Below are 26,408 nucleotides of genomic sequence, written 5' to 3' on the forward strand. Positions count from 1 at the left end.
ATCAGCCGCGCGCCTGCGGGTCCACCTTGAACACGCTCACCAGTTGCGCAAGCTGTGCCGCCTGGTCGCGCAAGCCGGCGGCGGCGTTTTCGGCTTCGGAGACCATCGACGCATTCTGCTGCGTCGCCTCGCCGATCTGCGTGACCGCCAGATTTACCTGCTCGATGCCGCCCGACTGCTCGCGCGACGCAACGCTGATGTCCGCGATGATGTGGCGCACTTCGTCCACGCGCTCGACAATGCCCTGCATCGTCGAGCTCGCTTCTTCGGCAATGCGGTAGCCGCTTTGCACGGTCGCAGCGGATTCGGCGATGACCGCGTCGATCTCTTTCGCGGCCGCCGCGCTGCGCTGCGCGAGCGCGCGAACTTCCGCGGCGACCACTGCGAAGCCCTTGCCGTGATCGCCCGCGCGGGCCGCTTCCACGGCCGCGTTGAGCGCGAGGATATTGGTCTGGAACGCGATGCCTTCGATCATGTTCGTGATGTCGGCGATCTTCTGCGACGACCGGTTGATATCGCTCATCGTGGCCACCACACGCTCCACGGCGCGCCCGCCGTTCAGCGCGGCGTCCGCGGCGGTGCCCACCACGGAGTTCGCGCGTGCCGCGTGGTCGGCGTTCTGCTGAACCGTCGAGGTGATCTGTTCCATGCTTGCGGCCGTTTCTTCCACGCTGCTTGCCTGGGTGGCGATACGCGAAGCGATCTCGCCGCTCGTCGCGGCGATGCGTGCGGTGCCGTCCGCCATATCGGACGACGCGTGGCGCACCTGCGTGACGATGCGCGCGAGCCCTTCGCCGATGCCATCTATGGCGTGCATGAGCCGTCCGATCTCGTCCACGCGACCATGCGAAGCGGGTGCACCGGGAGCGTCGGCGGCAGTGACGCAGTGTCCCACGCGAGCGCCGCCATGTGCCAGGCGTACGCTTAAGTCCCCGGCCGCAAGGCGCGCCGCCGCCTTGGCCGCCTCGTCGAGCGGTCGGCTCACGAGCCTGCGCGCGGCCACGAGGAAGATCACGGCGAACGCGATCACGAGCGCGAAGCCCAAGGCGGCGAAGCGGTCGCGCGTCGCGGTCACGTCGGCCATCACTTCGTCGCGAATCGCGACGCCGCCCACCAGCCACTGCCATTCCGGCACGGTGATGAACGAGACGCTCTTTTCGCGCGGACTGGTTTCGCCGAGCGTCGCGTCGGCGGACGTATACGTGATGCGGCCTTCCTTCGCGTCGAGCATCTGCGAGTAGGGCGCGTTCGCGTCGTCGAAGTGCTGGCCTGTGGCGGCCGGGTGAACGATGAAACTGCCGTTGTTCGGCCCCTTCGACGCGTCCACCACGAAGTAGTAGCCGCTGTTGCCGATCTTCATCTGCCGGACGCCGTCTTCCACCGATTGAATCTGCGCGCCCACGTCCACGCCCACGAACAGCGCGCCGATCACGCGGCCCGACGCGTCCGTGACCGGCTTGTATTGCGTGATATAGCGCTTGCCGAAGAGCGGCGCGAGGCCGGTGAACGTGCGGCCCGCGAGCACAGGGCCATACGCGGGACCTTTGCGGTCCAGCAGCGTACCGATGGCGCGCGAACCGTCCTGCTTCTTGAGCGAGGTGGTGACGCGCACGAAGTCGTCGCCGCTGCGCACGAAGACGGTGGCGATGGCGCCGCTCTTCGCGAGGAACTGATCGGGAATCGTGAAATCGAGGTTCAGCACTTTGTCGCCGGCCTTCATCGTCGGCGTGGCGACGCCGTTCACGTCCACTTTCTGGGATTCGTCGACGCTGATCTCGCCCGGCAGGAAGCTGGCGAAGAGCGACATCGAGCGGCCCACTTCGGCGGAAAGCGCGTCGTCGAAGAGGTGGATCATCGCGGCGACGGCGCGGTCGCGGTCGTCGATGCGGGCGAGCACCTGGCGGCTCACCTGCTGGCCGGCCGTGTGGGTGAGCGCCCACGTGAAGACGACGAATATCGACGCCACCAGAACGCAGGATAACGCGGCGAGCCGCGCACCGACACTCATGCCGCGCGGGAACAGAACTTTCATGGGCCTCCTGGGCGCTGGGAAGTCGCGGGGAAGCGGCGGGCGCCGCATGGCCGCACGGCGCCCAGGCGTCGGCCCGGTGATGGGGCGGACGGCGCGCGCGGCAGCCCCGCAGGGGTTACGTCACGATCATGTCAATTACGGCAGACTGTGGCGGTTCTTGAATGCGGGCCCGACCAGGGACAGGGTCCTTGCCCTGGCCGCAACCAGAGCGAGGACCACAAGCAGGCCCGGAACCAGGCGCGCCCTTAAGCCTGACGCCGGGGGCGCCAGGCGCGCAGCAGCAAGGCGTTTGTGACGACGCTCACGCTGGAGAACGCCATTGCGGCGCCCGCGAGCATCGGATTGAGCAGCCCGAAAGCGGCGAGCGGAATGCCGATCAGGTTGTAGACGAAGGCCCAGAAGAGGTTCTGCTGGATCTTGCGCCAGGTGCGCCGCGAGATGTCGATGGCGGCGGCGACGAGCAGCGGGTCGCCGCGCATCAGCGTGATGCCCGCCGCGTGCATGGCGACGTCCGTGCCGGTAGCCATGGCGATGCCGAGGTCGGCTGCGGCTAGGGCGGGCGCGTCGTTGATGCCGTCGCCGGCCATGGCCACGATGCCTGCGGTGCGGATTTTGAGGTCGCCGATCACGCGGGCCTTGTCGTCGGGCAGCACGCGCGCGTGAACCTCGTCGATGCCGAGATGGCTGGCCACCGCCGCTGCGCTGCCCTGGTTGTCGCCCGTGATCAGCACGCTGCGAATGCCGAGGCGCCGCAGTTGCGCGACGGCGGCGCGTGCGGACGGCTTCACGGTGTCGCCGAAGCCGATCAGCGCGAGCACGGCGCCGGGCTGCGGCTTGGACTTCGGCGCGGGCGTCGGCCGCGACGAAGCAGCAGCGTCATACGAGAAGAGCCACGAAACGGTCTGCCCCGCGTGCTCCAGTTCGGCCGCGCGCGCAGCCAGCGCAGCGGGGATCGCCACACCGAGTTCATCCAGCCAGACGCCGCTGCCGATGGCGATGCGCTGGCCGTTCACCTCGGCTTCCACGCCGCGGCCCAGCACCGCGCGCGCGTGAGCGGTCGGCAGAGGCGGCTCGTGAGCGCCGCCGCCAGCGGCCTCCCAGCGACGCACCACCGCTTTCGCGAGCGGATGGTCGCTCTGACGCTGAACGGCGGCGGCAAGCGCTAGTGCTGCGTCGGCGGACGTTTCGGGCGCGGGCTCGAAGGCCGTGACGCTGGGCTGCCCGACCGTCAGCGTGCCGGTTTTGTCGAAGGCGACCACGTTGATGCGATGCGCGATTTCGAGCGCCTCGGCATCTTTGATCAGCACGCCCTGGCGCGCGGCCACGCCGGTACCGGCCATGATCGCGGCCGGCGTGGCGAGCCCGAGCGCGCACGGGCAAGCAATCACGAGCACCGCTACGGCGTTGAGGATCGCGGTCTCGGCAGACGCGCCCGCGAGTAGCCAGCCGCCCAGCGTCACGGCGGCCACCACGAGAATCGCGGGCACGAAGACGGCGCTCACGCGGTCCACGAGCCGCTGGATGGGCGCCTTGCCGGCCTGCGCCGTTTCGACCAGACGGATGATGCGGGCGAGCGTGGTCTCCGCGCCAATCGCTGTGGTCTTGACCGCGATGGCGCCTTCGCCGTTGATCGAGCCCGCCGTGACGGGGTCGCTTGGTTGCTTCGGCACGGGCAGGCTTTCGCCCGTAATCAGCGACTCGTCGATATGCGTGCGGCCCTCCAGCACGGCGCCGTCCACCGGCACGCGCTCGCCGGGCCGCACTACGACCACCGTGCCCACGCGCACCTGCGCGAGCGGCACCTCGCGTTCCTCGCTGCCCATCCGGATGCGGGCGCGGTCGGGGCGCAGCGCGTTGAGCGCGCGGATGGCGTCCGTGGTCTGGCGCTTGGCGCGTGCTTCCAGCCATTTGCCGAAGCGCACCAGCGTGATGACCACCGCGGAGGCTTCGAAGTACAGATGCATGGCATCGTCCGGATGGACAACCATCTGGTAGACGCTCACGCCATACGCCGCCGACGTGCCGAGCGCGACGAGCAGGTCCATGTTGCCGGCGCCGGCGCGCACGGCCTTCCAGGCGGCACGGTAGAACCGTGCGCCGAACACGAATTGCACGACGCTCGCGAGCGCCAGTTGGAGCAGCGCGGGGAGCATCACGTCCGCGCCCAGCCAGGCGGCAACCATGGGCACGATCAGCGGCAGGGTTAGCAACGCCGACATCACGACCCAGGCCAGTTCGCGACGCACGACGGCGCGCGCGCGGTCCGTGCCGTCGGCGGCGGGCGGTGCTTCGGTTTCCACGATCGGCGTCGCCTCGTAGCCGGCCTTCTGCACCGCGGCGACCAGCGCGTCGAGTTCGCTCGCGCTTGCCGGGCCGCGCAGATTGACGGTGGCGCGTTCCGTCGCGAGGTTCACCGAGGCGCCCGCCACGCCGGGCACCCGCGCCAGCGCCTTTTCGACGCGCGTGGCGCAAGCCGCGCAGGTCATGCCGCCGATGGCCAATTCGGCGACATCGGTGGAAAGCGGCGCGGCGCCGTAGCCGGCATTCTTGACGGCGGCCACGAGCGCATCGGGCGCCACCGCGCGGTCGGTCTCGACGGTGGCTTTTTCCGTGGCGAGATTCACGGACGCGCGCATGACGCCCGGCACCTTCGCCAGCGCCTTCTCGACGCGCGTGGCGCAGCTCGCGCAGGTCATGCCGGTAATTTCCAGCTCCGACACCGCGGGTTCGGCGCGCGCCTCGGTGGGAAGATCGGTGGAGAGATCGGTCATGGCGATTGAATGATGGCAATGCGCAGGGGTGTGGCAACCGGGCGCGCAGGCGAAATACGCCCGCACGGACGGCAGATGGAACGCAGTATCGACCTTCCAGTCATGGGAAGGTCAAGCCGGTCAGTTTGACGGACCTGACGCATCGTTGCGAAGTGCATCGTTTAGAAGTAAGTGGGGACCCACATGCCGGGAGCGCCCCATTTTTGCGTTCGCGAGGCAGGGATAATTCCGAATTGACGCCTTTTCATGCCTGGTCGCGAGGGATACGATACAACCCGGCGCGATGGGGAGAAGATCGAGGCGAAGCGAGGAGACGGCCGCGGGGCCGCGCGGCGCAGCCTGTTTCCATCGGCGTCATCTTATGGACCAGACTGATCCGCACAATCAACGAATGATAAAAAATCGTCGCGAACCCTACTCGTTTCAATGGACCTGCGCTGCGCTCGCAGGCCTTGCCTTTCTGGCGGGATGCGCTTCCGCGCCCGCGCCCACCGAAAAAAGCACCGGCTGGGTCAAGGACGAAGTGTCCGACTCTTATGTGTTCGGCTATCCGCTCGTCGTCATGGACATTGCGCGCGACGCCGCCGTGGGCAGCGGGCCGGGCCAGGCGCCCGTCAACACGCTGCGCCACGCACAGGCGCTGCCGCCCGTCGGCGCCGCGAATCCGACCATGCCGAGCCTCGACACCTTCGATTCCACGGGCTGGCTCGACGTCGCAGATGAACCCGTCATCGTCTCTCTGCCCGATTCGCGCGGCCGTTACGTGGATGCCCGCGCGCTCGACATGTGGACGAACGTGGTCTGGTCCACCGGCGACGCCGGTGCTACCCGCGTGACCGGCATCAAGGCGCAGACCGTCGCGTTTGCCGCGGCCGGCTGGAAGGGCGACCTGCCGGCAGGCGTGAAGCGCATCGACGTGCCCACCCGCTACGTGTGGCTCGCGGTGCGCATCCAGACCGCGCGTGGTCGCGAACTTGCCGCCGTGCGCAAGCTGCAGCGTGCCATCCGCGTGGTGCCGCTTTCGGCGTACACCGGCGACGCGCGTCCCGCAGCGCAGACGGCGCGCAGCAACGGGGCCGCCACGGACTCCGCCGCTACCGTGAACCCCGTGGTTCGGGCTGCGGCACTCGACGCGAACGGATTCTTCAGCCGCCTCGCGCAGGCGCTGCCCGACAATCCGCCGGCCCCCGACGACCCGCACGCGCTCAAGATTCTCTCGGACCTCGGCGTGACGCCGGGGCAGCCTGTGGCGCTGCCCGCAGCGGCGAGCGATGCGGTGGCCGCCGGTTTCAGCGACGGCCGCGACCGCGTGGCGACGGCGCCGTCGAACCTGCTCTCGGCCAACGGCTGGAGCTGGGCCGGCGACAACGCGGGCGCGTACGGCTCGGACTACGCGCTGCGTGCCTACACGGCTTTCACCGAACTGGGCCTCGGAACGAAAGACGACGAAGTGCGCGCGGTCGTTTTGCAGGACAGCGACGGCCACGCGCTGAACGGCGCGAACCGCTACGTGATCCACTTCGCCGCGAAGCAGTTGCCGCCGGTGCGTGGCTTCTGGTCCATTACGGCGTACACGAAGGACGGCGCGCTCGGCGAAAGCGCCCCGGCGCACGTTTCGCTGAGCGACCGCAACGGCCTGCGGCGCAGCCGCGACGGTTCTGTGGACGTGTACGTCTCTGCAGTGGGTTCGAAGAAGATGCCCAACTGGGTGCCCGCGCCGCGCAGCGACTTCAAGCTCGTGCTGCGGCTCTACGCGCCGAAGCCGCAGGCCACGGACGGCAGCTGGGAGCCGCCCGCCGTCGAGCGGCAATAAGGCGCGCGCCGATACAACGCACCATCGACGCACGCACGGCGCAGCACACCACGCGGTACCTCGCGCCCGGCGCACAGCACCGCTATCCATCGCGCCGCGCTGCCCCGGCCACCGCTTGCCTTGGTGGCCGGCATTCCCTCCGGGCTTTGCGTTTTGCATTCATTCACAATGCTGACGCTGTCCCCCATCAGGGCCGCGACATATACTTCCACGAACCTGAACATCAACGGTTCGCCCTGGGTGCGATGTCTGCCGTCGCCGCGCGGCGAGCCCCGCAGGCTCGCCGGCCTGGCCGGCGCGGCTATCCTCGCGGACCCGCTCTTCGCGGGCAACGCACGCGCGTTCCACCTGTGACCACATCCGAGGCATGGCAAGCATCAACAAAGCATTTCTCACTTCCTCGCTGCGCGCCGTGCGCGATGCAGCGCACAGCCGCCGGGCCCGGCGTATCGGGATCGGGCTCGTCGTCTTTCTCGTGCTGTTCGGCCTGCTCGGCTTCTTCGCGGCGCCGCCGCTGATTCGCCATATTGCGGCCCAGCAACTGAGCCAACAACTCGACCGACCGGTTTCCATCGGACGTATTGCGCTCAATCCGTACACGCTGCGATTCGAGGCCGACCGCGTGCATATCGGCGAACGTGGCGGCTCGGGCGATTTCGCTGATGTGGAGCGGCTCATCGTTAAGCCTTCGTGGACGTCGCTCTTTCGCGGCGCCGCGATCGTGGACGAACTGCAGATCGATTCGCCGCGTTTTCACATCGTTCGCTACGACGCCCAACGCTTCAATTTCAGCGACCTGATCGAGAAGTTCTCTAAGCCCTCGCAGCCGTCCAGCAAGCCCACGCCGTTTTCCATTTCCAACATTCATCTGGAGAACGGCCGCGTCGAGTTCGACGACCGGCTGCTCGGCGAGCAGCACGTGGTGGACCGCTGGTCGCTCGGCGTGCCGTTCATCGCGACGCTGGCTTCGAAGACCGACATCTTCGTGGAGCCGCTGCTGCGTGCGCGCATCGACGGCAGCCAGCTCGCCATCGACGGCAAGACGCTGCCGTTTGCGGCGTCGCGCCAGTCGCAGGTGTCGCTGCGGCTCGATGCGCTCGACGTGCCGCGTCTCATCTCGTACGTGCCGGCGAAGCTGCCGGTGACGGTGCAGTCGGGCAAGCTGTCCACGGACCTCAAGCTCAATTTCCTGATGTCGGGCGATACGCCTTCGCTCACGGTCTCCGGCACGGTGGACCTGAACGACGCCAACGTGCTGGACCCGAACAAGGCGCCGTTCTTCGCCGCGCGCGCGGTGCACGTGGCGGCGTCCACGCTCGAGCCGCTCAAGAGCGTCTATCACTTCGACGAGATCCGGCTGGACGGCGCGGATGCCACCCTCACGCGCGACAAGTCCGGCGTGCTGAGCGTGCAGCGGATGTTCGCGGGTTCACCGCAGACGTCGGCAGGGGCGTCTGCGGCGCATGTCGGCAGTGCGCCGGTTGCAGGGCCGGCGCCGGGTGCAGCGGCGTCGGCATCGGCTTCCGCTGGCGCTTCAGCGGCTTCCGCGTCGTCGGGCGCTGCGTCGGCGGCCACTGCGGCGTCCGCCCCGAAATCCGAAACGGCCACCACAGCCGCTGCACCGCTCGACCTCGCCATCAAGCGCTTCGCCCTCAACGACAGCATCCTGCGCTTCACCGACGAAACGCCGTCGAAGCCCGTCGCGTTCGGTCCCACGAAAGTCTCGGCCACGCTCGCGGATTTTTCGACGCTCGCCAAAACGAACGCGCACTACGGGCTGAACCTGGCGTTCGACGGCGGCGGGTCGCTTGCCGTGAGCGGCGCGTTGGGCCTCGTGGCGAAGACGGCCGACGCGAAGATCGACGTCAACGCATTGCCGCTCGCGCCGCGCCAACCGTATCTGGACAGCGTGACGGCCGCGCAGATGCTGGACGGCACGCTCACCGCGCACGCGAACGTCAGCGCGAACTGGGGCGCCACGCCGTTCCAGCTCCAGGTGGGCGCCAGCGACATGCAGCTGAAGTCGCTGAAGGTCGCCATGCGAGGGGCTGCACGCGGCTCGAGCGGCTCAAGCGGCGCGAGCAACGAACCCGCCATTGCCCTGGCCGACGGCCGCGTCCAGGTGAAGAAGGTGGACCTGGCCGCTCACACAGCGGACATCGACGCGGTAGACCTCAAAGGCCTGAAGGTGAACGCGGAACGTCGCAAGGACGGCCGCATCGACCTGGCCGACCTCGCAGGCACGCACGAGATAGCGCATGAACCCGCGTCTTCCCATCCCGCCGCCCACGCAGCGGGAAAGACCTCCCAACCGACCGCGCCCGAATGGCACTACCGCATCGGCACGCTCTCGCTCGCGGATTCCGAAGCCAACTTCACCGACAGCACCACGGCACGGCCGGTGAAGCTCAACGTCGCGCCGCTGCAACTCAAGATCCAGCAGATCACGGACAACATGAGCCGTCCGTTGCCCGTGGAACTGCACGCCACCGTGAACCGCAAGGGCACGCTCGGCGTGACGGGCGACGTGACGCCCACGCCGCTGAAGGCCGCGGTGCGCGTGAATGCGGACCGACTCGACGTGGCCGCGCTGGAGCCGTACTTCGGCAATGTGCTCAACGTGACGATTGCGAGCGCGTTCGTCACCGCGAATGGCGACCTCGCGGCCTCGCAGGGCAACGCGCTCAAGGCGTCGTATCGCGGCGACGCGGCGCTCGTGGACGTGCGGATGCTCGACAAGGCGACGTCGGACCCGTTTGCCGGCTGGCGCTCGCTTGCGCTCACGAACCTGAAGGCCAATTACGACGAGCGCGGCACCGACGTGGACGCCGCCCGCGTCACGTTCTCGAACTTCTACGGTCGCGTGCTGCTCGATGCGCAAGGCAAGCTCAATCTCAAGGACGTGGTGGCGCATCAGACCGGCGAGGCGCAGTCGCTCACGCGCGACAACAGCGGCAAGGCGCCCGTGCCGCTCTCGCCGCCCACGGCGGCGGAAGCGGCGGCAGCGTCGGCCGCCGCGGCGGCTACGGCGAAGCAGGCGTCCGCCGCGCGGCCCGCGTCGGCGCCGTCCGTTACGGTGGTGGCGGCGAAAGAGCCGGAGAGCCCGGTGCGCATGCACTTCGGCGAACTGCTGCTGCGTAGCGGCCGCGTGACCTACACGGACAACTTCGTGAAGCCGAACTACACGGCGAACCTGGTCGACATTCAGGGCAAGGTGGGTGCATTTGGCACGCAGTCCACCACGCCCGCGCCTGTCGACGTAGCTGCGAAGCTTGCGGCCAACGGGCCGGTCGCCATTCGCGGTTCGGTGAATCCGCTCATCGAAAAGCCGCAGCTCGACCTCACGGCCACCGCGCACGACGTGGAACTCACCAACCTCACGCCGTATTCCACGAAGTACGCGGGCTATCCGATCACGAAGGGCAAGCTCAACGTCGATCTGCACTACAAGCTCGAGAACAACCAGCTGACCGCGAACAATCACCTGTTCATCGACCAGCTCACGTTCGGCGATCACGTCGAGAACGACACGGCGACGAAGCTGCCCGTGCGCCTCGCCATCTCGCTGCTCAAGAATTCGAAAGGGCAGATCGATGTGAACATTCCGGTGTCGGGCTCGCTCGACAATCCGCAGTTCAGTTTCGGCAGCCTGATCTGGCATGCCGTGCTCAATCTTTTGCAGAAGGCCGTGACGTCGCCGTTCACGCTGCTCGCGAACGCGTTCGGCGGAGGCGGCGAGGAACTGGGCTACGTCGAATTCGCGCCGGGCTCGGCGGAGCTCACGGAGGCCGACAACCAGAAACTCGACAAGATCGCGAAGGCGCTTGCCGACAAGCCGTCGGTGAAGATCGATCTGATCGGCCGCGTCGATCCGGCCGTGGACGAGCCCGCGCTGCGCAATCTGTACGTGGACCGCCTCGTGCGTCAGCAGAAGCTCAAGGACACCATCGGCAAGGGCGAAAGCGTAGACCCCATGTCGATCAAGGTGGACCCGGCTGAGTACGAGAGCTATCTCGCGAAGGTCTACAAGGCTGCGGATTTCAAGAAGCCGCGCAATTTCATCGGCCTCACGAAGTCCCTGCCCGCAGACGAGATGAAGAGCGCGCTCGCGGAACACGCGCCCATCAACGAGGCCAGCCTGCGTGATCTTGCACAACGTCGCGCGCAGAGCGTGCAGCAGTATTTCGACGGCAAGGTGGATTCGAGCCGCGTGTTCATCGTCGCGCCGAAGCTCAACGCCGACGGCATCAGCGACAAGGGCGCGGCGACGCGCGTGGACTTCGGATTGAAGTAAGTCGGACTAAGCAAAGCATCGCGCCGCACGGGCCACCGCCCGGAGGCGCGATTTTTTATGCCGGGCCGGTTTGTGCTTCGGTCGATGCTTCGGTTTGCGCTTCGGTTTTTGCGCCTTCGGCGTTTTGCTTCGCCGTTGCGAGGGTCGTTCGGCTCGATGCCCGGTTCGACACTGCACGCGTGCGGCCGAATGCATGCTGTTCGATCACGCCGGCGAGCGTGGCGAAGGCGGGGTCGATCTTCTCGTTGGGCACGCACGCGTAGCCCAGCAAGAGGCCGCGTTGCGGCGTGGAACCGCTGCCGCCTGCATCGCGCTTGCCGGCGCGGCCAGCGTCGTTCGCGCTGTAATACGCGGTGAGCGGACGCACGATCACGCCCGCGTCGAACGCGGCAGCGGCCACCGCGCGGTCGTCGGCATGATCGGGCAGGCCGAGTACGAGGTGCAGCCCGGCTTCGTCGCCCATCACGGGCAGCGCTTCGCCGAAGTGCCGCGTAATGGCGTCGATCAGCATCTGGCGACGCTCGCCGTAGAGCGCCCGCATGCGGCGCACGTGCGAGGTCAGATAGCCGTCCATGATGAATTCGGCGAGCACGGCCTGCTGCATCAACTGACCTTCGCGATAAAGCTCGGCCACGCCCGTGCGGAACACGTCGACAAGATGCGGCGGCGCGATCATGTAGCCGATGCGCAGGCCCGGAAACAGCATCTTGCCGAGGCTGCCCACGTAGATCACCTGGCCCGCTTCGTCGAGCCCTTGCAGCGACGCGAGCGGACGGCTGCCGTAGCGGAACTCGCTGTCGTAGTCGTCTTCGATGATCCACACCTTGTGCTGCCGCGCGTATTCGAGCAGCGTGCGGCGGCGCGCGAGGCTCATCACCATGCCGAGCGGGTACTGGTGCGAAGGCGTGACGAGCGCGAGCCGCGGCGGATCGAGCAGATCGGATTCACGCGGGTTCAGCCCCTCGCTGTCCACGGGCACCGGCACGAGCGTGAGCCCCGACGATTGCAGCACGCTGCGCGCGCCCCAGTAGCAGGGCTCTTCCACCCACACGCGGTCGCCCACGTCGGTGAGCAGACGCACGGCAAGATCCATCGACTGATGGATGCCGGTCGTGATGATGATCTGGTCCGGCGTGCAGTTCACCGACCGCGCCACGCGCAGGTAGTCGGAGAGCGCGCGACGCAACGGCCGATAGCCGCCGCCCGGCGCGTAGGTGAGCAGGTCCGGATTCGCTTCCTTCCACAGGCGCGCCTGCAGGCGGCTCCAGGTGCGTGCGGGAAATTCCGCGACGTCGGGCACGCCCGGCATGAAGGCGCCCCACTGCTTGGGCGAGACGCCGGCCTGGTCGATCAGACGTTGCCCGCGCATCGACATGGCGCCGGGCTCGTGGCGCGCGCCCGGTTGCTGCGTGCATGGCGTTGCGGTTGCGGTGTCCGCCGACGGTTCGCTGGCCGCCGAACCGGTGGTCGATGCTGCCTTGCTCGTTACCGTTCCCGCTGTTGCTGCTGGCACTGCGGCGCCACTTGTCGACGAAGCCGATCCGCCCGCACCTCCGGACGAACCCGCCGCTCCTGCGCGAGGCGTGCGTCGCACGTTCACGGCCGCCTTGTCCGGGCGCGTGTCCGCCACATACGTGCCGCTGCCTGTGGTCGAGATCACGTAGCCCTCGGCGGTGAGCTGGTCGTACACGTGCAGCACCGTGTTGCGCGCAATGCCGAGGTCGGTGGCGAGCGTGCGCGAGCTGGGCAGCTTGGTGCCCGGCGCGAGCTGGCCCGTGAGGATGGCCTGCTGCATCAGGCGCAGCACCTGGCGATACATCGGCTCTCCGCATGCGCGGTCGATCCGCGCCGACAGCCAGTCCGCGAGAATGATCGTGTCCAAGTGGCTCTATCCAGAATAATGAAATGGTTCCATATTGTAGAACCGTAAGCGGCTATAGTGGGTCACGCCATTAGCTCAAACCCGCCTTGCGGGAGGAGCCAATGGTAAGGAAACTGCATTGTGAGGAGGGGACTGGGGCAATGAAAAAAGGGGACGTGATCGTCAGTTTTCGCGGCGTGCGAAAAACCTATGACGGCGAATCGCTCGTGGTCAAGCAGCTCGACCTCGACATCTACCAGGGTGAATTCCTCACGCTGCTCGGCCCGTCGGGCTCGGGCAAGACGACGTGCCTGATGATGCTGGCCGGCTTCGAATTTCCGACCGGCGGCGAGATCTGGCTCGACGGCAAGCTGCTCAACAACGTGCCGCCGCACAAGCGCAACATCGGCATGGTGTTCCAGAACTACGCGCTATTCCCGCACCTGACGGTCGAGCAGAACGTGGCGTATCCGCTGTCGGTGCGCAAGGTGTCCGCGGACGAACGCGCGGAGCGCGTCAACAACGCGTTGAAGATGGTGCGCATGGAGGGCTTCGCAAAACGCTATCCGGCGCAGCTTTCGGGCGGCCAGCAGCAGCGCATTGCACTTGCCCGCGCACTCGTGTTCGAACCGAAGCTCGTGCTGATGGACGAGCCGCTCGGCGCGCTGGACAAGCAACTGCGCGAACACATGCAGTACGAACTCAAGTCGCTGCACGAGAAGCTCGGCGTGACGTTCGTCTACGTCACGCACGACCAGGGCGAGGCCCTCACCATGTCCGACCGCGTCGCGGTGTTCGACAAGGGCGTGGTGCAACAGCTCGATACCGTCGACCGGCTCTACGAATCGCCCTGCAACGAATTCGTCGCGAACTTCATCGGCGACAGCAACCGGCTGCGCGGCACGGTGGAGAGCGTCGACGGCGAGTTCTGCGCGTTCCGTCTTGCGGACGGCACCCGGCTCATGGGTCGCAACGTGGGCGGCGCCAAGGCAGGCGTGCCCGCGGTGGCGTGCATTCGCCCCGAGCGCATGAAGCTCGCTTCCGGTATTGGAGGCCAGAACGGCAACACGCTCGCCGGCGAGGCGCGCGGTCTCATCTATTTCGGCGACCACGTGCGCATGCGCTGCGGCCTGCCGGAACAGGACGAGTGCTTCGTGAAGGTGCCGCTCGGCACCGATGCGCTCGACACTTTTGCGCCCGGCCGTCCGGTCGCACTCGAATTCGCGCCCGAGCATCTGCGCGTGTTCGCCTGAGTCGCAGCTGTACACAACAACCCTGTACCAAAGACCATCAGAGAGGAAGTCACATGAAAACGATCGGGATGACGCGCTGCGCCGCAGCCGCCGCTACGCTTGCCCTCGCATTCGGCGCGACTGCCGCCGCCGCGGCGGAAGTAACTGTCGTCAACTTCGGCGGCGCTAACGGCGACGCGCAGAAGGCCGCTTTCAACCAGCCGTTCGAGGCGCAGACGGGCAACAAGGTGACCGCCGTCGAATACAACGGCGAGCAGGCCAAGGTGAAGGCCATGGTCGAAGCGAAGCACGTGAACTGGGACGTGGTGGAAGTGGAGTCGGGCGACCTGGGCCGCGGCTGTGACGAAGGCCTGTACGAGAAGCTCGACTGGTCGAAGATCGCGAAGAAGTCGGAGCTGATTCCCGAGGCGCCGCAAACGTGCGGCGCCGGCATTTTCGTGTGGTCCACGGCGCTCGCCTATAACGCCGACAAGCTGAAGACCGCGCCCGCCGGCTGGGCCGACTTCTGGGACGTGAAGAAATTCCCGGGCAAGCGCGGCATGCGCAAGGGCGCGCGCTACAACCTCGAATTCGCGCTGATGGCCGACGGCGTGGCGCCGAAGGACGTCTACAAGGTGCTCGCCACGAAGGAAGGCCAGGACCGCGCGTTCAAGAAGCTCGACGAGCTGAAGCCGAACATCCAGTGGTGGGAAGCGGGCGCGCAGCCGCCGCAGTTCCTCGTGGCCGGCGACGTGGTGATGTCCACCGCCTATAACGGCCGCATCAGCGCCGCGCAGAAGGAAGGCAAGAACCTGAAGGTGGTGTGGAACGGCAGCATCTACGACCTCGACTACTGGGCCATTCCGAAGGGCACGCCGAACAAGGATCTGGCCGAGAAGTACATCGCCTACTCGCTCTCGCCGAAGCCGCAGCAGGAGTACGCGAAGCACATCGCGTACGGTCCGGTGAACGTGGCCGCCATCAAGGCGCTCGACGCGAAGACGCTGGAGAACCTGCCGAACTCGCCCGCCAACGGCAAGAACGCGGTGCTGCAGAACATCTCGTTCTGGACGGACCACGGCGACGAACTGGAGCAGCGCTTCGCCTCGTGGGCGTCGAAGTAAGCAGCCAGTCGTGAGGAAGGACCGGGCGGGGCCGCGCGCCGCGCCCGGGAAGCAACGGTGCGAGCCATCGCTGAAAGGCGAACGGTTCGCGCAGTGAAGAGTATGAGAGGAGTCAGGGTGTGACGACGATGACGATGCCCGCCGACGAGGCCGGCGGATCGACTGCGCGGCTCAAGCGCGAGCTGAAGGCTGCCGAGGCGCGCAAGCGGACGATGGCGCTGCTGCTCGTGGCGCCGCTCGCAATTTTTCTGCTGCTGATTTTCGTCGTGCCGATTGCCGCGCTCTTGACGCGCGCCGTGCAGAACCCCGAAGTGGCCACGGCCCTGCCGCACACCGTCGGCGTGCTGCACGATTGGGACCGCAAGAGCCCGCCGTCCGACGCCGCTTACGCTGCGCTCGCCACCGACCTCACTGCGATCCAGGACGGCGAGGCCATGGGCGCTGTGGCGCGCCGACTGAACACCGAGATTCCCGGCTTCCGCTCGCTGGTCGCGAAGACCGCACGCGCCATGCCGCTCACCGACGATGCGGGCCACGCACTCGCACCCGCGCAGGTCCACGCGAAGATCGCGGAAATCGATGGCCGTTGGAACGACGTCACCTACTGGCAGGCCATCGCGAAGAACAGCAGCATGTACTCGCCGTTCTACCTGCTGGCCGCGCTCGACCATCGCCAGGACGCGTTCGGCCACATCATTCCTTCGGACCCCGATCAGCAGATCTACCTCACGGTGTTCACGCGTACCTTCACAATCAGCGTGGCCGTGACGTTGCTCGCGCTGCTGCTCGGTTATCCGCTCGCGTACTGGATCTCCACGCTCTCGGAACGACGTGCGAATCTCGTGATGATTCTCGTGCTGATCCCGTTCTGGACGTCGATTCTCGTGCGCGTAGCCGCATGGATCGTGATCCTCCAGGGCGAGGGGCTCGTCAACAAGGCGTTGATGGGGAGCGGCCTGATTTCGTCGCCGCTTTCGCTGCTGTTCAACCGCGTGGGCGTCTACATCTCCATGACGCACATCCTGCTGCCGTTCATGATCCTGCCGCTCTACAGCGTGATGAAGTCGATTCCACCCACCTATCAGCGCGCGGCGGTTTCGCTCGGCAGCCATCCTTTCGCGGCGTTCTGGCGCGTGTACGTGCCGCAGACATACCCGGGCATCGGGGCGGGCGCGCTGCTCGTGTTCATTCTCGCGATCGGCTACTACATCACGCCGGCGCTGCTCGGCGGACCGAACGACCAGATGGTCAGCTACTACGTCGCGTACTTCACGAACGTGACGATCAACTGGGGTATGGCCTGTGCGCTCGGCGGGCTGCTGCTCGCCGCGACCACCGTGCTGTACGTGATCTACGGGCGCTTCACGCGTTCGCAGCTGAGCCTCGGCTGAAGCCGGCGACGGAGAAACCCGCAATGAAACTCGCCAGACCTCTCTTCGCGCCGCATACGTCGCTCGCCGAACGCGTGTGGTATTTCGTGCTGCGCGGCATGGCCGTGCTCACGCTGCTGTACCTCGTCATGCCGGTGTTGGCCATCGTGCCGCTGTCGTTCTCGTCGAGCACGTTTCTCGTTTATCCGATGCCGGGCTGGTCGCTGCGCTGGTACGAGAACCTGATCACCTCTGACGACTGGCGCATGGCGGCGAAGAACAGCTTCATCATCGCGCCCTCGGCCACCATCGTGGCGACGGTGCTCGGCACGCTCGCCGCCATCGGGCTCACGAAGGCCGAGTTCCGCGGCAAGGCGCTGCTCATGGCCATCCTCATTTCGCCGATGATCGTGCCGGTGGTCGTGGTGGGCGTGGGCATGTACCTGTTCTTCGCGCCGCTCGGGCTCGCGAATACGTACACGGGGCTGATCCTCGCGCACGCGTCGCTGGGTGTGCCGTTCGTGGTGACTACGGTTGCCGCGACGCTGCAAGGCTTCAACCACAACCTCGTGCGCGCCAGCCTTTCGCTGGGCGCGAATCCGGTGAACACGTTCTTCCGCATCACGCTGCCCGTGATCGCGCCCGGCGTAATTTCGGGTGCGCTGTTCGCGTTCGCCACGTCGTTCGACGAAGTGGTGGTCACGCTGTTCCTGGCCGGCGCGGATCAAACCACGCTGCCGCGCCAGATGTTCACCGGCATCCGCGAGAACATCACGCCCACCATCGCGGCACTCGCCACCATCCTGATTCTCTTTTCGACGTCGCTGCTGCTCGCGCTCGAATGGCTGCGGGGCCGCAACGCGGCGCGCGCCGTGCGGGCTTGAGGGGTTGCGTCGTCCGAACTGATGGCCTGACCGGCAGATGCGTGAAGCCGGTCAGCGCCGCACCCACACGTCTCCATCCTTGACGTACGAGCGCTTCACCGCGGCCCACGCGATGCGGTGCGCGATTTCTTCGTGATCCGGGTCGGCCGCATGCGAGGCGAAGGCGTGATTGAAGGCCTCGCGATAGATGTCCTGCGCGTGAGGCGGCAAGTGATTGCGTACGGATGGCGGAAGATCGTCGTTCGAGGCGTACGGCATGGCGTGCTCCGTTGGCGAGGGTTGCCTTCCACTTCGACGCAACAAGCGCGCCTGAGGGCGCGGCGTGATCGCGAAGGCGGACGCGCCGTTTCAGCGCGCCCGCCTTCGGTGGAGAGCGGCCGCCGGTCAGCGCATGTTGCCGGTATGGCCCAACGAATAGCGGCCGGGCTGCGGCCACACCGTGAGGCCGTGCGGCTCCATGCCCACGGGAATCGACTTCACGGCGCCCGTCGTCGTGTCGAACGCGTACACCACGTCGTCGAAGCGGCCCGAGAGCCACAGCGTCTTGCCGTCAGCGCTGACGTTGCCCATGTCGGGGCTGCCGCCGCCCGGAATCGGCCAGTTCGCGACGACCTTGCGCGTGGCGAAGTCGATCACGGACACGCTGCCCTTGCCGTGACGCGGGCCATGCACGAGGTTCGAGCCGCGGTTCGCCACATAGAGCTTCGTGCCGTCGCGGCTCGGATAGAGTCCGTGCGTGCCCACGCCGGTCTTGACGAAGCCGACCTTCGTGAAGCTGTCGCCATCTACGACGAACACGCCATCGGCCATCATGTCGGCCACATAGAAGACCTTGCCGTCCGGCGAGATGCGGATATCCTGCGGCATGCCCTTGCGGTCCAGTTCCAGGTAGCCCACCACCTTGCGGTTCACGAGGTCGATCTTCGCCAGCTTGCCGCCGAACTCGCAGGTGAAGAGGGCGTACTTGCCGTCGATGGAAAAGTCCGCGTGGTTGATGCCCTTGCACTGGGGCACGTCGAGGCTCGATTTGAGCGCCATGGTGTGCGCGTCGCGGAAGTCGAGGCGTGCGTGCGCTTCGGCCACGACGATGGCTTCCTTGCCGTCCGGCGTGAAGTACATGTTGTACGGGTCGTCGACCAGCACGGCCTTGCCCGGCTTGCCGGTTTTCGGGTCGATAGGCGTGAGGCTGCCGTCGTTACGGCCTTCGGCATTGTTGGCTACCCACAGCGTTTGCAGGTCCCACGAAGGCACGACGTGCTGGGGGCTGCGGCCTACCTGGAACTTATCGACCACCTTGTAGGTGGCGGGGTCGATCACGTAGACGTCGTTGGAGCGCAGGTTCGGCACATAGACGCGCGCGAGCGCGCCCGCGACGGCCGAACTCATGTGGCCGGATTCCGCTTCGCTGTAGAGATTGCTGGCGTTCGGCACGGGCGGCATGCCGGGCACGGTCGTCACGGCCGAAGCGGCCGACGCCGTAGACGCCGCGGCCGCGTGGCGGGCTCCGAAGCCTGCGAACGAGACAGCAGCGAATGCAGTGAAGGCGGCGAAGGCGAGCCGTGACCGACGGGAAAAGAAGGGTTGACGCAGTTGCATGGCGAGGTCCGTTTGTCGGTTGCTGGATAGAGAGAGGGTGGATAAACGGGCGCGTGTGTGCGGCGCAGGCTTCAGTGGCCCGCGGTCTCTTTCTTGATTGCTTCGATGGTGCGCGAAACGATGGCGTCGATGCCCAGTTGTCCGAGTTCGACGCTGGAGCGGCGCGGGTCGCCGCCGTAGACGCCGTCGGCCGCGCCGGGCTTCGGGGCGGTGCGCAGCTTGTCGAGCCGCACCATCTGCGGCGCGACCGCGAGCAGCAGCGACGTGTCGGCGAGGCCCGCGTGCGTGCCGATCTCGGCGTCCGTCACGCCATGCTGACGCAGGATCTGCGCGTAGCCGTCCGAACTCGTGCCGTAATACTCGGCCGGCACGAAGGCGCGGGCCGAGCCCGCCCACGCCTTGTTCAGCTGCGCGACCGCGCGCCGGATGTCGTTCTGATAACCACCGTGGTCGCCGAGGAACACGATGTTGGTGAAGCCGTGCACCTTGAAGCTGTTGGCGGCGGACTCGAGCGTCTTCTCGAACACGTCGTCGGGCACGGTGATGGTGCCTGGAAAGCGCATGTGCGAAGTGGTGGGCGCATAGCTGCCTTCGGGCACGTAAGCGATCACAGGCGCGACGATGGCGTTGCCGAGACCCTGCGCGATGCGTTCGGCGAGTATCTTCGCGCGCACGTTGTGCTTACCGAGCGCGACGTAAGGGCCGCTCTGCTCCGTGCCGCCGATGGGAATGATGATCGTGGTCTTGCCGGCGCGAATCTCGTCGCGCAATTCGGTCCACGTGAGGTCTTCCAGCTGTACCGTTTTGGGCACCTGCGCCACCGCTGCGTGCGCGGCGGCGAACGCGAGGGCGGCGAGAGCGTGTCGAACATGAAAGCGCATGAAAAGTCCTTGCGAAGAAGCATGGCCGGCGAGGGTGGGGCCGGCCCGATGTCCTGCGACGTTATCACAGTGATGTATTCGAGCGGACGCCCTGCGGGCTTGTTCGAGATCAAGGGTTGTGCAGGTGGCGGGGCAATGCGTTCGGTGCCGGAACGGCCTGCGGTGAGCCACGCCGGGGCTGAATCGCGTGTTGACTTCCCGTTCGCGGAATGTCTAGAATTCCGGCTTCGTCACAAAAGGGGCCGATGCCTTGGACAGTAGCAGTTGTCGATCTTCGAACGGTTTTATCGCCTGACCGGCAAGACGTCCGCGCTCCCTTTTTAAGCCGCCGTCCTGCCAGCAGGCAGACGGTGCGCGTCGCAGTCATTCTCCCCGTGCACCTTTGATTCGCGCCATTTGGCGTGGCGTTCGCATGCCTGCTTGTTGGCTTGCGCGCCGCTACGTGCGTACGGCTCTCGTGGAAAACATCAGCCAGCAGCAAGGAGCGGCATAGCGCAGCGTGGGCTCGATGCGAGCCCCGCCCGCGTGGCCACTTGCTGAGCGATTGCCTTTATTGAGTCATGGTGGATTTTCTTTTCAATCCGAACCGCACCGCGAACGCCTCGGCGTGGCGGCTGCTGCCCAACGGCTGGGACTTTGTGGCGTTCCCGCTGATCCTGTGCCTGATCGCGATGGCGGCCATCGGCTTTCACCAGACGCTCGCGCCGATGTCGACGCTGCAGACGCAGGCCATCTCGCTGGACACGGCGATGCTGCCGGAGTACGCCATGCGCACCACGCTGCGCATGCTCGCGGCGATGGTGGCGTCGCTGGCGTTCACGTTCACCTACGGCACGCTGGCGGCCAAGAGCCGGCGCGCGGGCATGGTGCTGGTGCCGGTGCTCGACATCCTGCAGTCGGTGCCGGTGCTGGGCTACATCTCGTTCACGGTGACGTTCTTCCTCGCGCTGTTTCCGGGGCGCGTGCTGGGCGCGGAGCTGGCGGCCATCTTCGCCATCTTCACGAGCCAGGCCTGGAACATGACCTTCAGCTTCTACCAGTCGCTGCGCACCGTGCCGCGCGACCTGGACGAGGTCTCGCGCGGCTTTCACCTGACCGCCTGGCAGCGCTTCTGGAAGCTGGAGGTGCCGTTCTCGATGCCGGGGCTGATCTGGAACATGATGATGTCGATGTCGGGCGGCTGGTTCTTCGTGGTGGCTTCCGAGGCCATCACGGTGGGCAACAGCACCATCACGCTGCCGGGCATCGGCGCGTACCTGGCGCAGGCCATCGCGCAGAAGAACCTGCACGCGGTGGGCTGGGTGATCCTGGCCATGACGGTGGTGATCCTCGCCTACGACCAGCTGCTGTTCCGCCCGCTGGTGGCCTGGGCCGACAAGTTCCGCATGGAGAACACCAGTTCGGGCACGGCGCCCGGCTCCTGGCTGCTGGACCTGATCCGGCGCACGCGGCTCATCCACCGCATGCTGGTGCCGTTCGGCTGGCTGCTGGCGCGCCTTGCACGCGTGCCGCTGAAGCTGCCCGCGTTCGAGCGGCCCAGCCCGTTCGGCGTGACGCGCACGCTGGGCACGCGCGCGGCCGACATCGTGTGGGGCATCTTCGTGGTGCTGCTCACCGCCTACGTGCTGTACCGGGTGATCGCGTACGTGCACACGGGCGTGGGCATGGACGAGGTGCTGCACGTGTTCGTGCTGGGCTTCATCACGCTGCTGCGGGTGGTGGTGCTGATCGCGCTGTCGTCGCTGGTGTGGGTGCCGCTGGGCGTGCTGATCGGGCTGCGCCCGGCGCTGGCCGAGAAGATCCAGCCGCTCGCGCAGTTTCTCGCGGCGTTTCCGGCCAACCTGCTGTTTCCGGTGTTCGTGATGGCGATCGTGCGCTTTCACCTGAACCCGGACATCTGGCTCTCGCCGCTGGTGGTGCTGGGCACGCAGTGGTACATCCTGTTCAACGTGGTGGCGGGCGCGAGCGCCTACCCGAACGACTACCGGGAGGCGGCCACGAACTTCCGCATCCGGGGCTGGCAGTGGTGGCGCCAGGCGATGCTGCCGGGCATCCTGCCGTACTACATCACGGGGGCCATCACGGCCTCGGGCGGGGCGTGGAACGCGAGCATCGTCGCGGAGGCGGTGCAGTGGGGCGACACGAAGCTGGTGGCGCACGGGCTGGGGGCGTACATCGCGCAGACCACGGCCGACGGGGACTTCCCGAAGATCATCCTTGGGGTGGCGGTGATGTCGCTGTTCGTCACCCTGTTCAACCGGCTGTTGTGGCGTCCGCTGTACGCGTACGCCGAATCGCGGCTGCGGCTCGACTGAATGCGCGAAGCGGAGAGCAGATCATGCAGGAACCAAAGACGGTAACGGCGGCGGGCGGACAGACGCCCGCGGCGAACGTGGCACCGGTGGCGGGCGCCGAGATCCTGAACGTGAAGCACGTGAGCCGTGGCTTCAACAAGGCGCAGGGCGAGCTGCTGGTGCTCGACGACGCGAACCTGACGCTGCACGAGGGGGAGATCGTGGGGCTGCTGGGGCGCTCGGGCTCGGGCAAGTCGACGCTGCTGCGCATCATCTCGGGGCTGATCGAGCCGACCTCGGGGGAAGTGGAGTACCTGGGGCAGCCGCTCAGGGGCCCGGCCGAGGGGGTGGCGATGGTGTTCCAGACCTTCGCGCTGTTTCCGTGGCTGACGGTGCTGCAGAACGTGGAGGCGGGGCTGGAGGCGCGCGGGGTGGGGGCGCGCGAGCGCCGCGAGCGGGCGCTGGCGGCCATCGACCTGATTGGTCTGGACGGCTTCGAGAACGCGTACCCGCGCGAGCTGTCGGGCGGCATGCGGCAGCGGGTGGGGTTTGCGCGTGCGCTGGTGGTGGACCCGACGCTGCTGCTGATGGACGAGCCGTTCTCGGCGCTGGACGTGCTGACGGCCGAGACGCTGCGCACGGACCTGCTGGACCTGTGGACGCAGGGTCGGCTGCCGATCCGCTCGGTGCTGATCGTGACGCACAACATCGAGGAAGCGGTGTTCATGTGCGACCGGATCCTGGTGCTGTCGTCGAACCCCGGGCGGGTGCTGGCGGAGATCAGGGTGCCGTTCAGGCACCCGCGCAACCGGCTGGACCCGGCGTTCCGGCGGCTGGTGGACGACATCTACGCGAAGATGACGGCGCGGCAGACGGGCGGATGGGGCAAGAAGGAGCTGGAGCTGGGCAGCTGGCTGCCGCAGGTGTCGACGAACCTGATGGCGGGGCTGATCGAGACGCTGGCGATGCCGCCGTACCACGGGCGGGCGGACATGCCGGAGATTGCGCGCTCGCTGCACCTGGAGGTGGACGACCTGTTTCCGATCGCGGAGATGCTGCAGCACCTGGGGTTCGCGGACGTGCGCGAGGGGGACGTGTTCCTGACGCCGCCGGGGCGGGTATTCGCGGAGTTCGGCACGCAGGAGCGCAAGATGATGTTCGCGGAGCACCTGCTGCGCAACGTGCCGCTGGCCGCGCGGATCAAGAAGGTGCTCAACGAGCGGCCGGGCCACCGCGCGCCGCGCGTGCGCTTCGAGCAGGAGCTGGAAGACTTCCTCTCGGACCAGGCCGCGGAAGAGACGCTCGATACGGTGATCGACTGGGGCCGCTATGCCGAGATCTTCTCGTATAACGACCAGACGGAGATCTTCAGTCTCGAGGATGTGGAGTCTTAATCCGACATCCCCCACGAAACCAGTACCGAATGAATGTTGCGCGCGTACTGGTCGCGTAGCTGCGGCGTTTCCGAGTGGTAGGCGCCGATCGCCTGCCACGTGTTGCCGTAGCGAATCATCTTTTGCTTGAGCATCCACGCCGCCACGTAGATGTTCACGCACGCGTCCTTCAGCGCGTGGGGCGGCACGCCGTAGCGGCGCAATTCGCCGAAGTGCACGGAATTGATCTGCGTCTGGCCCACGTCGATGCTGCCGTCCGCATTCCGATGCACGGCATTGGGATCGCCCTTCGATTCGAACCACGCGATGGCACGCAGGATGAGCGGGTTCACGCCTTGATAGGTGCCCGCGCGTTCGAAGCAGTTGTCGTCTGCGTGGTTGTCGTCCGCATGTGCGGCGCCGGGCGACAGCACGGCGAGGGTCATGACGAGCGAAACGAGACTGGATGCGGCGAAGCGTTTCGGCGCGAACAGAACGTGTTTCATGGCAGGGACTCCGGATATTGCCTGACGGCTTCTTGCACTCGATGACTTCTTGCCGCTAACGAACCGCGGCCATCAACGTGTCATCGCAACCGAAACGCCTTCCGTCGCAATCGACCGCTTGTCGTGCGGCCGTTCCTGCAACGCGGCGTCCAGTCTCTTTTCCATCGCGGCCAGTTGCGTGCGCGATTCCTCGGTAACAACCACGCGCACCTGCACCTCGGGCGCCTTCTTCGCGACGGCACGCCGCGATTTCTTCGAACGATGCGACGAGCCCGTGGTGGCGACAGGCGCCGACGTGTCTTCATCGTCGCTGGCCGAGCCCGGCAGCGATGCGAGCGACGGCACCGGCGGAAAGAGCTGGTTCGGTGCGGCGGCGGCCGTGGTCGGCTTGATGACGAAGGCAGACGACGAGCCGCCCGAAGCGGCCTGCGTCTGCGCCTGTGCCTGTGAAGGCGGCGCGCTAACGTTTGCAGAGTCGGCCGCGAATGCGGTGCCGCATGCGAGCGTGGCCGTGCAGATCAGGAATCGAAGCATAGGTCGGCCTCCGGTTACTCGGTGGGTTTGAGCTGGATGCTGTAGGGCTGGCAACTGCCCACGGCCACGTTTTCTACCCGCACCGACCCGGCCCGCTGCGAAGCAATGCCGCGCTTCACGGACTGGTTCAGATACGCAAAGTCCTGCGGCAGCGCCGAAACGACGATCGTCGTAGGCTGCAACTGCTTCGACGCGAGCGCGCCGACTTTCGTGAGCACCGAAGTCAGCTGCGGGTCGCGGGCGCCGAGCGCATCCGGTGGTATGACGAAATCGACGAGCTTCGGCGGGGCGGCAGGCGTGTGGATGTCGGTACGCGCGCTGGCGTCCTGATTCGGTCCCTGGAGCTGGGCACATCCCGCAAGGACGGCCACGACGACGAGACTGGCAAGCAATTTCACGGTTGTCTCCCACGCTTTGGACCTGCGTTATCGGCAGCGACGGCGAATGATTTACCCCCTCGGCGCAAATTCACGCAGGGGCAAGGCACACAGGGTTTTCCGGCGAGAGCGAACTGGTTTAAGCACCTACTGCGAAGGCTCTGCGAGCCTTATTCGTACGACGTGTGCGCGTTCGTCGAACACATCCGTCAACGGTTTTCCTTAGATGTTTGTGCATGGGCATTCCGATGCCGCGCACGAACCGCCAATCGTCTGTTCCTTTATGGTGGATTTATTTTCCACTAAACTGGAACACATGGACGTCACCGAACTCATTGCGGCCCGCGTGCGCGAACTTCGCGCGGCGCACGGCCTTTCACTCGACGCGCTCGCCGAACTGAGTGGCGTAAGCCGCTCCAACATATCGCTGATCGAGCGAGGCGAAAGCAGCCCCACCGCGGTAGTGCTCGACAAGCTGGCCACCGCCTTCGGCGTCACGCTTGCGTCGTTGTTCGAAGAGAGCGCCGCTGCACAGGACGAGCCGTCGCCGGTCTCACGTGCACGCGCGCAGGCGGTATGGACCGATCCCGGCTCACGCTATGTGCGTCGTCATCTGTCGCCTGCTATCCGTTCGCCCATTCAACTCGTCGAGGTACGTTTCCCGCCCGGCAAACGTGTCGCCTACGACACCGGTGCGCGCGAAGTCGAAATCAATCAGCAGGTGTGGGTGATCGAAGGCGCGATGGAAATCACGCTGGGCGACGAGCGCTGGCGTCTTGAAGCGGGCGACTGCCTCGCGATGCGGGTGGATCGGCCCACGGTGTTTCGCAATCCTACGCGCAAGCCTGCGCGTTATCTCGTGGCGCTGACCACGCTGCCCTTCATGCCGACGCGGAGGAACGGATGAGCACCAACGTAACGGTGATGCGAGTGGGCGCCAACGAGGCCGCCGCATGCGTGGAGGCGCTGGCCGACGTGTTGATCGATTGCGTGGAAGGCGGGGCATCGGTGAGCTTCATGTGGCCGCTGTCTCGCGACAAGGCCATCGCCTTCTGGCGCGACGTCGCCCACGGCGTGGCGCGCGGCGAGCGCGTGCTGCTCGTGGCGCAGGGCGAGGATGGCGAGATCGTCGGTACGGTGCAGTTGATTCTCGCGCAGCCCGAGAATCAGCCGCATCGTGCCGACGTGGCGAAGATGCTCGTGCATCGCAAGGCGCGCCGCCGCGGCGTTGCGCAACAGCTGATGGCCGCTGTGGACCATGCCGCGCGCGAGGCGGCCAGGACCGTGCTCGTGCTCGACACCGTGACCGGCGGCGATGCCGAGCGCCTGTATCAGCGCGCGGGATGGGAGCGCGTGGGAACGGTGCCGAAGTACGCGCTCATGCCGGACGGCACGTTCTGCGCGACGACGTTCTATCACAAGCAGCTTTGAACGGCCGCGGTGCGCGGGACGAGCGACGCGATCGC

The 26,408-nt window shown here is 66.7% G+C and carries 19 protein-coding genes; 10 read left to right on the top strand and 9 right to left on the bottom strand.

The window, feature by feature from the left end; genetic code table 11:
* Position 1 precedes the first annotated feature (1 nt).
* Both U0042_RS04255 and U0042_RS04260 read right to left on the bottom strand, forming a co-directional pair.
* Complete coding sequence (locus U0042_RS04255; RefSeq protein WP_114810009.1) at positions 2–2,032, bottom strand: methyl-accepting chemotaxis protein; 2,031 nt, start codon at positions 2,030–2,032, stop codon at positions 2–4.
* A 245-nt stretch (positions 2,033–2,277) separates the two neighbouring features.
* A complete protein-coding gene (locus tag U0042_RS04260; RefSeq protein WP_114810010.1) occupies positions 2,278–4,803 on the bottom strand; it encodes a heavy metal translocating P-type ATPase in 2,526 nt (841 codons plus the stop codon).
* A gap of 391 nt (positions 4,804–5,194) precedes the next feature.
* Here U0042_RS04260 and U0042_RS04265 point away from each other — a divergent pair, with 391 nt between their 5' ends.
* Both U0042_RS04265 and U0042_RS04270 read left to right on the top strand, forming a co-directional pair.
* Positions 5,195–6,616, top strand: coding sequence for a DUF1254 domain-containing protein (locus tag U0042_RS04265; RefSeq protein WP_114810011.1), 1,422 nt, complete (start codon positions 5,195–5,197; stop codon positions 6,614–6,616).
* A 367-nt stretch (positions 6,617–6,983) separates the two neighbouring features.
* Positions 6,984–10,910, top strand: a complete 3,927-nt coding sequence (locus U0042_RS04270; protein ID WP_114810013.1) for a DUF748 domain-containing protein — start codon at positions 6,984–6,986, stop codon at positions 10,908–10,910.
* Between the two features lie 55 nt (positions 10,911–10,965).
* Here the strand turns inward: U0042_RS04270 and U0042_RS04275 are convergent, their stop codons facing one another.
* The gene (locus tag U0042_RS04275) at positions 10,966–12,792 is read right to left on the bottom strand and encodes a PLP-dependent aminotransferase family protein (RefSeq protein WP_114810014.1); all 1,827 of its coding nucleotides are present in this window, start codon (positions 12,790–12,792) and stop codon (positions 10,966–10,968) included.
* A 140-nt stretch (positions 12,793–12,932) separates the two neighbouring features.
* On the opposite strand from U0042_RS04275, the gene U0042_RS04280 reads away from it, so the two are divergent.
* The 4 genes from U0042_RS04280 (at position 12,933) to U0042_RS04295 (ending at position 17,381) form a co-directional block, all read left to right on the top strand.
* Entirely contained in the window at positions 12,933–14,024 is a 1,092-nt protein-coding gene (locus tag U0042_RS04280) for an ABC transporter ATP-binding protein (protein WP_114810015.1), read from the top strand.
* Between the two features lie 53 nt (positions 14,025–14,077).
* Positions 14,078–15,127, top strand: coding sequence for an ABC transporter substrate-binding protein (locus U0042_RS04285; RefSeq protein ID WP_114810016.1), 1,050 nt, complete (start codon positions 14,078–14,080; stop codon positions 15,125–15,127).
* Positions 15,128–15,255: 128 nt separating this feature from the next.
* On the top strand, positions 15,256–16,518 hold the full coding sequence (locus U0042_RS04290; protein WP_198665253.1) for an ABC transporter permease: 1,263 nt from the start codon (positions 15,256–15,258) through the stop codon (positions 16,516–16,518).
* 23 nt (positions 16,519–16,541) lie between these two features.
* Positions 16,542–17,381, top strand: coding sequence for an ABC transporter permease (locus U0042_RS04295; protein WP_114810018.1), 840 nt, complete (start codon positions 16,542–16,544; stop codon positions 17,379–17,381).
* Positions 17,382–17,432: 51 nt separating this feature from the next.
* Here U0042_RS04295 and U0042_RS04300 read toward each other — a convergent pair whose 3' ends face one another.
* From U0042_RS04300 to U0042_RS04310, 3 genes are all read right to left on the bottom strand, one after another.
* The gene (locus tag U0042_RS04300) at positions 17,433–17,639 is read right to left on the bottom strand and encodes a ChaB family protein (protein ID WP_114810019.1); all 207 of its coding nucleotides are present in this window, start codon (positions 17,637–17,639) and stop codon (positions 17,433–17,435) included.
* A gap of 126 nt (positions 17,640–17,765) precedes the next feature.
* The gene (locus U0042_RS04305; RefSeq protein WP_232833285.1) at positions 17,766–18,977 is read right to left on the bottom strand and encodes a YncE family protein; all 1,212 of its coding nucleotides are present in this window, start codon (positions 18,975–18,977) and stop codon (positions 17,766–17,768) included.
* Between the two features lie 71 nt (positions 18,978–19,048).
* Entirely contained in the window at positions 19,049–19,858 is an 810-nt protein-coding gene (locus U0042_RS04310; protein ID WP_114810020.1) for a creatininase family protein, read from the bottom strand.
* A 560-nt stretch (positions 19,859–20,418) separates the two neighbouring features.
* Between U0042_RS04310 and U0042_RS04315 the strand changes: the two genes are divergently transcribed.
* Together U0042_RS04315 and U0042_RS04320 are read left to right on the top strand one after the other, a co-directional pair.
* Positions 20,419–22,173, top strand: coding sequence for an ABC transporter permease subunit (locus U0042_RS04315; protein ID WP_327205030.1), 1,755 nt, complete (start codon positions 20,419–20,421; stop codon positions 22,171–22,173).
* Between the two features lie 23 nt (positions 22,174–22,196).
* Entirely contained in the window at positions 22,197–23,546 is a 1,350-nt protein-coding gene (locus U0042_RS04320; RefSeq protein WP_327204997.1) for a nitrate/sulfonate/bicarbonate ABC transporter ATP-binding protein, read from the top strand.
* On the opposite strand, the gene U0042_RS04325 is transcribed toward U0042_RS04320, so the two are convergent.
* The 3 genes from U0042_RS04325 to U0042_RS04335 all read right to left on the bottom strand — a co-directional run bounded on the left by U0042_RS04325 (position 23,543) and on the right by U0042_RS04335 (position 24,957).
* Complete coding sequence (locus U0042_RS04325; protein WP_232833658.1) at positions 23,543–23,971, bottom strand: lytic transglycosylase domain-containing protein; 429 nt, start codon at positions 23,969–23,971, stop codon at positions 23,543–23,545. The two genes, U0042_RS04320 and U0042_RS04325, sit on opposite strands and share 4 nt — an antisense overlap.
* A 132-nt stretch (positions 23,972–24,103) precedes the next feature.
* Positions 24,104–24,565 (bottom strand): hypothetical protein, encoded by a 462-nt coding sequence (locus tag U0042_RS04330; RefSeq protein WP_114815381.1) that lies wholly within the window; start codon positions 24,563–24,565, stop codon positions 24,104–24,106.
* A gap of 14 nt (positions 24,566–24,579) precedes the next feature.
* Positions 24,580–24,957 (bottom strand): hypothetical protein, encoded by a 378-nt coding sequence (locus tag U0042_RS04335; RefSeq protein WP_114815382.1) that lies wholly within the window; start codon positions 24,955–24,957, stop codon positions 24,580–24,582.
* A gap of 301 nt (positions 24,958–25,258) precedes the next feature.
* On the opposite strand from U0042_RS04335, the gene U0042_RS04340 reads away from it, so the two are divergent.
* Both U0042_RS04340 and U0042_RS04345 read left to right on the top strand, forming a co-directional pair.
* Entirely contained in the window at positions 25,259–25,849 is a 591-nt protein-coding gene (locus tag U0042_RS04340) for a helix-turn-helix domain-containing protein (protein ID WP_114815383.1), read from the top strand.
* A complete protein-coding gene (locus U0042_RS04345) occupies positions 25,846–26,373 on the top strand; it encodes a GNAT family N-acetyltransferase (protein ID WP_114815384.1) in 528 nt (175 codons plus the stop codon). Before U0042_RS04340 ends, U0042_RS04345 begins: the two co-directional genes overlap by 4 nt.
* Positions 26,374–26,408: the final 35 nt, after the last annotated feature.

Origin of the sequence: Paraburkholderia kururiensis (assembly GCF_034424375.1) — a bacterium.
Classification (GTDB): domain Bacteria; phylum Pseudomonadota; class Gammaproteobacteria; order Burkholderiales; family Burkholderiaceae; genus Paraburkholderia; species Paraburkholderia kururiensis_A.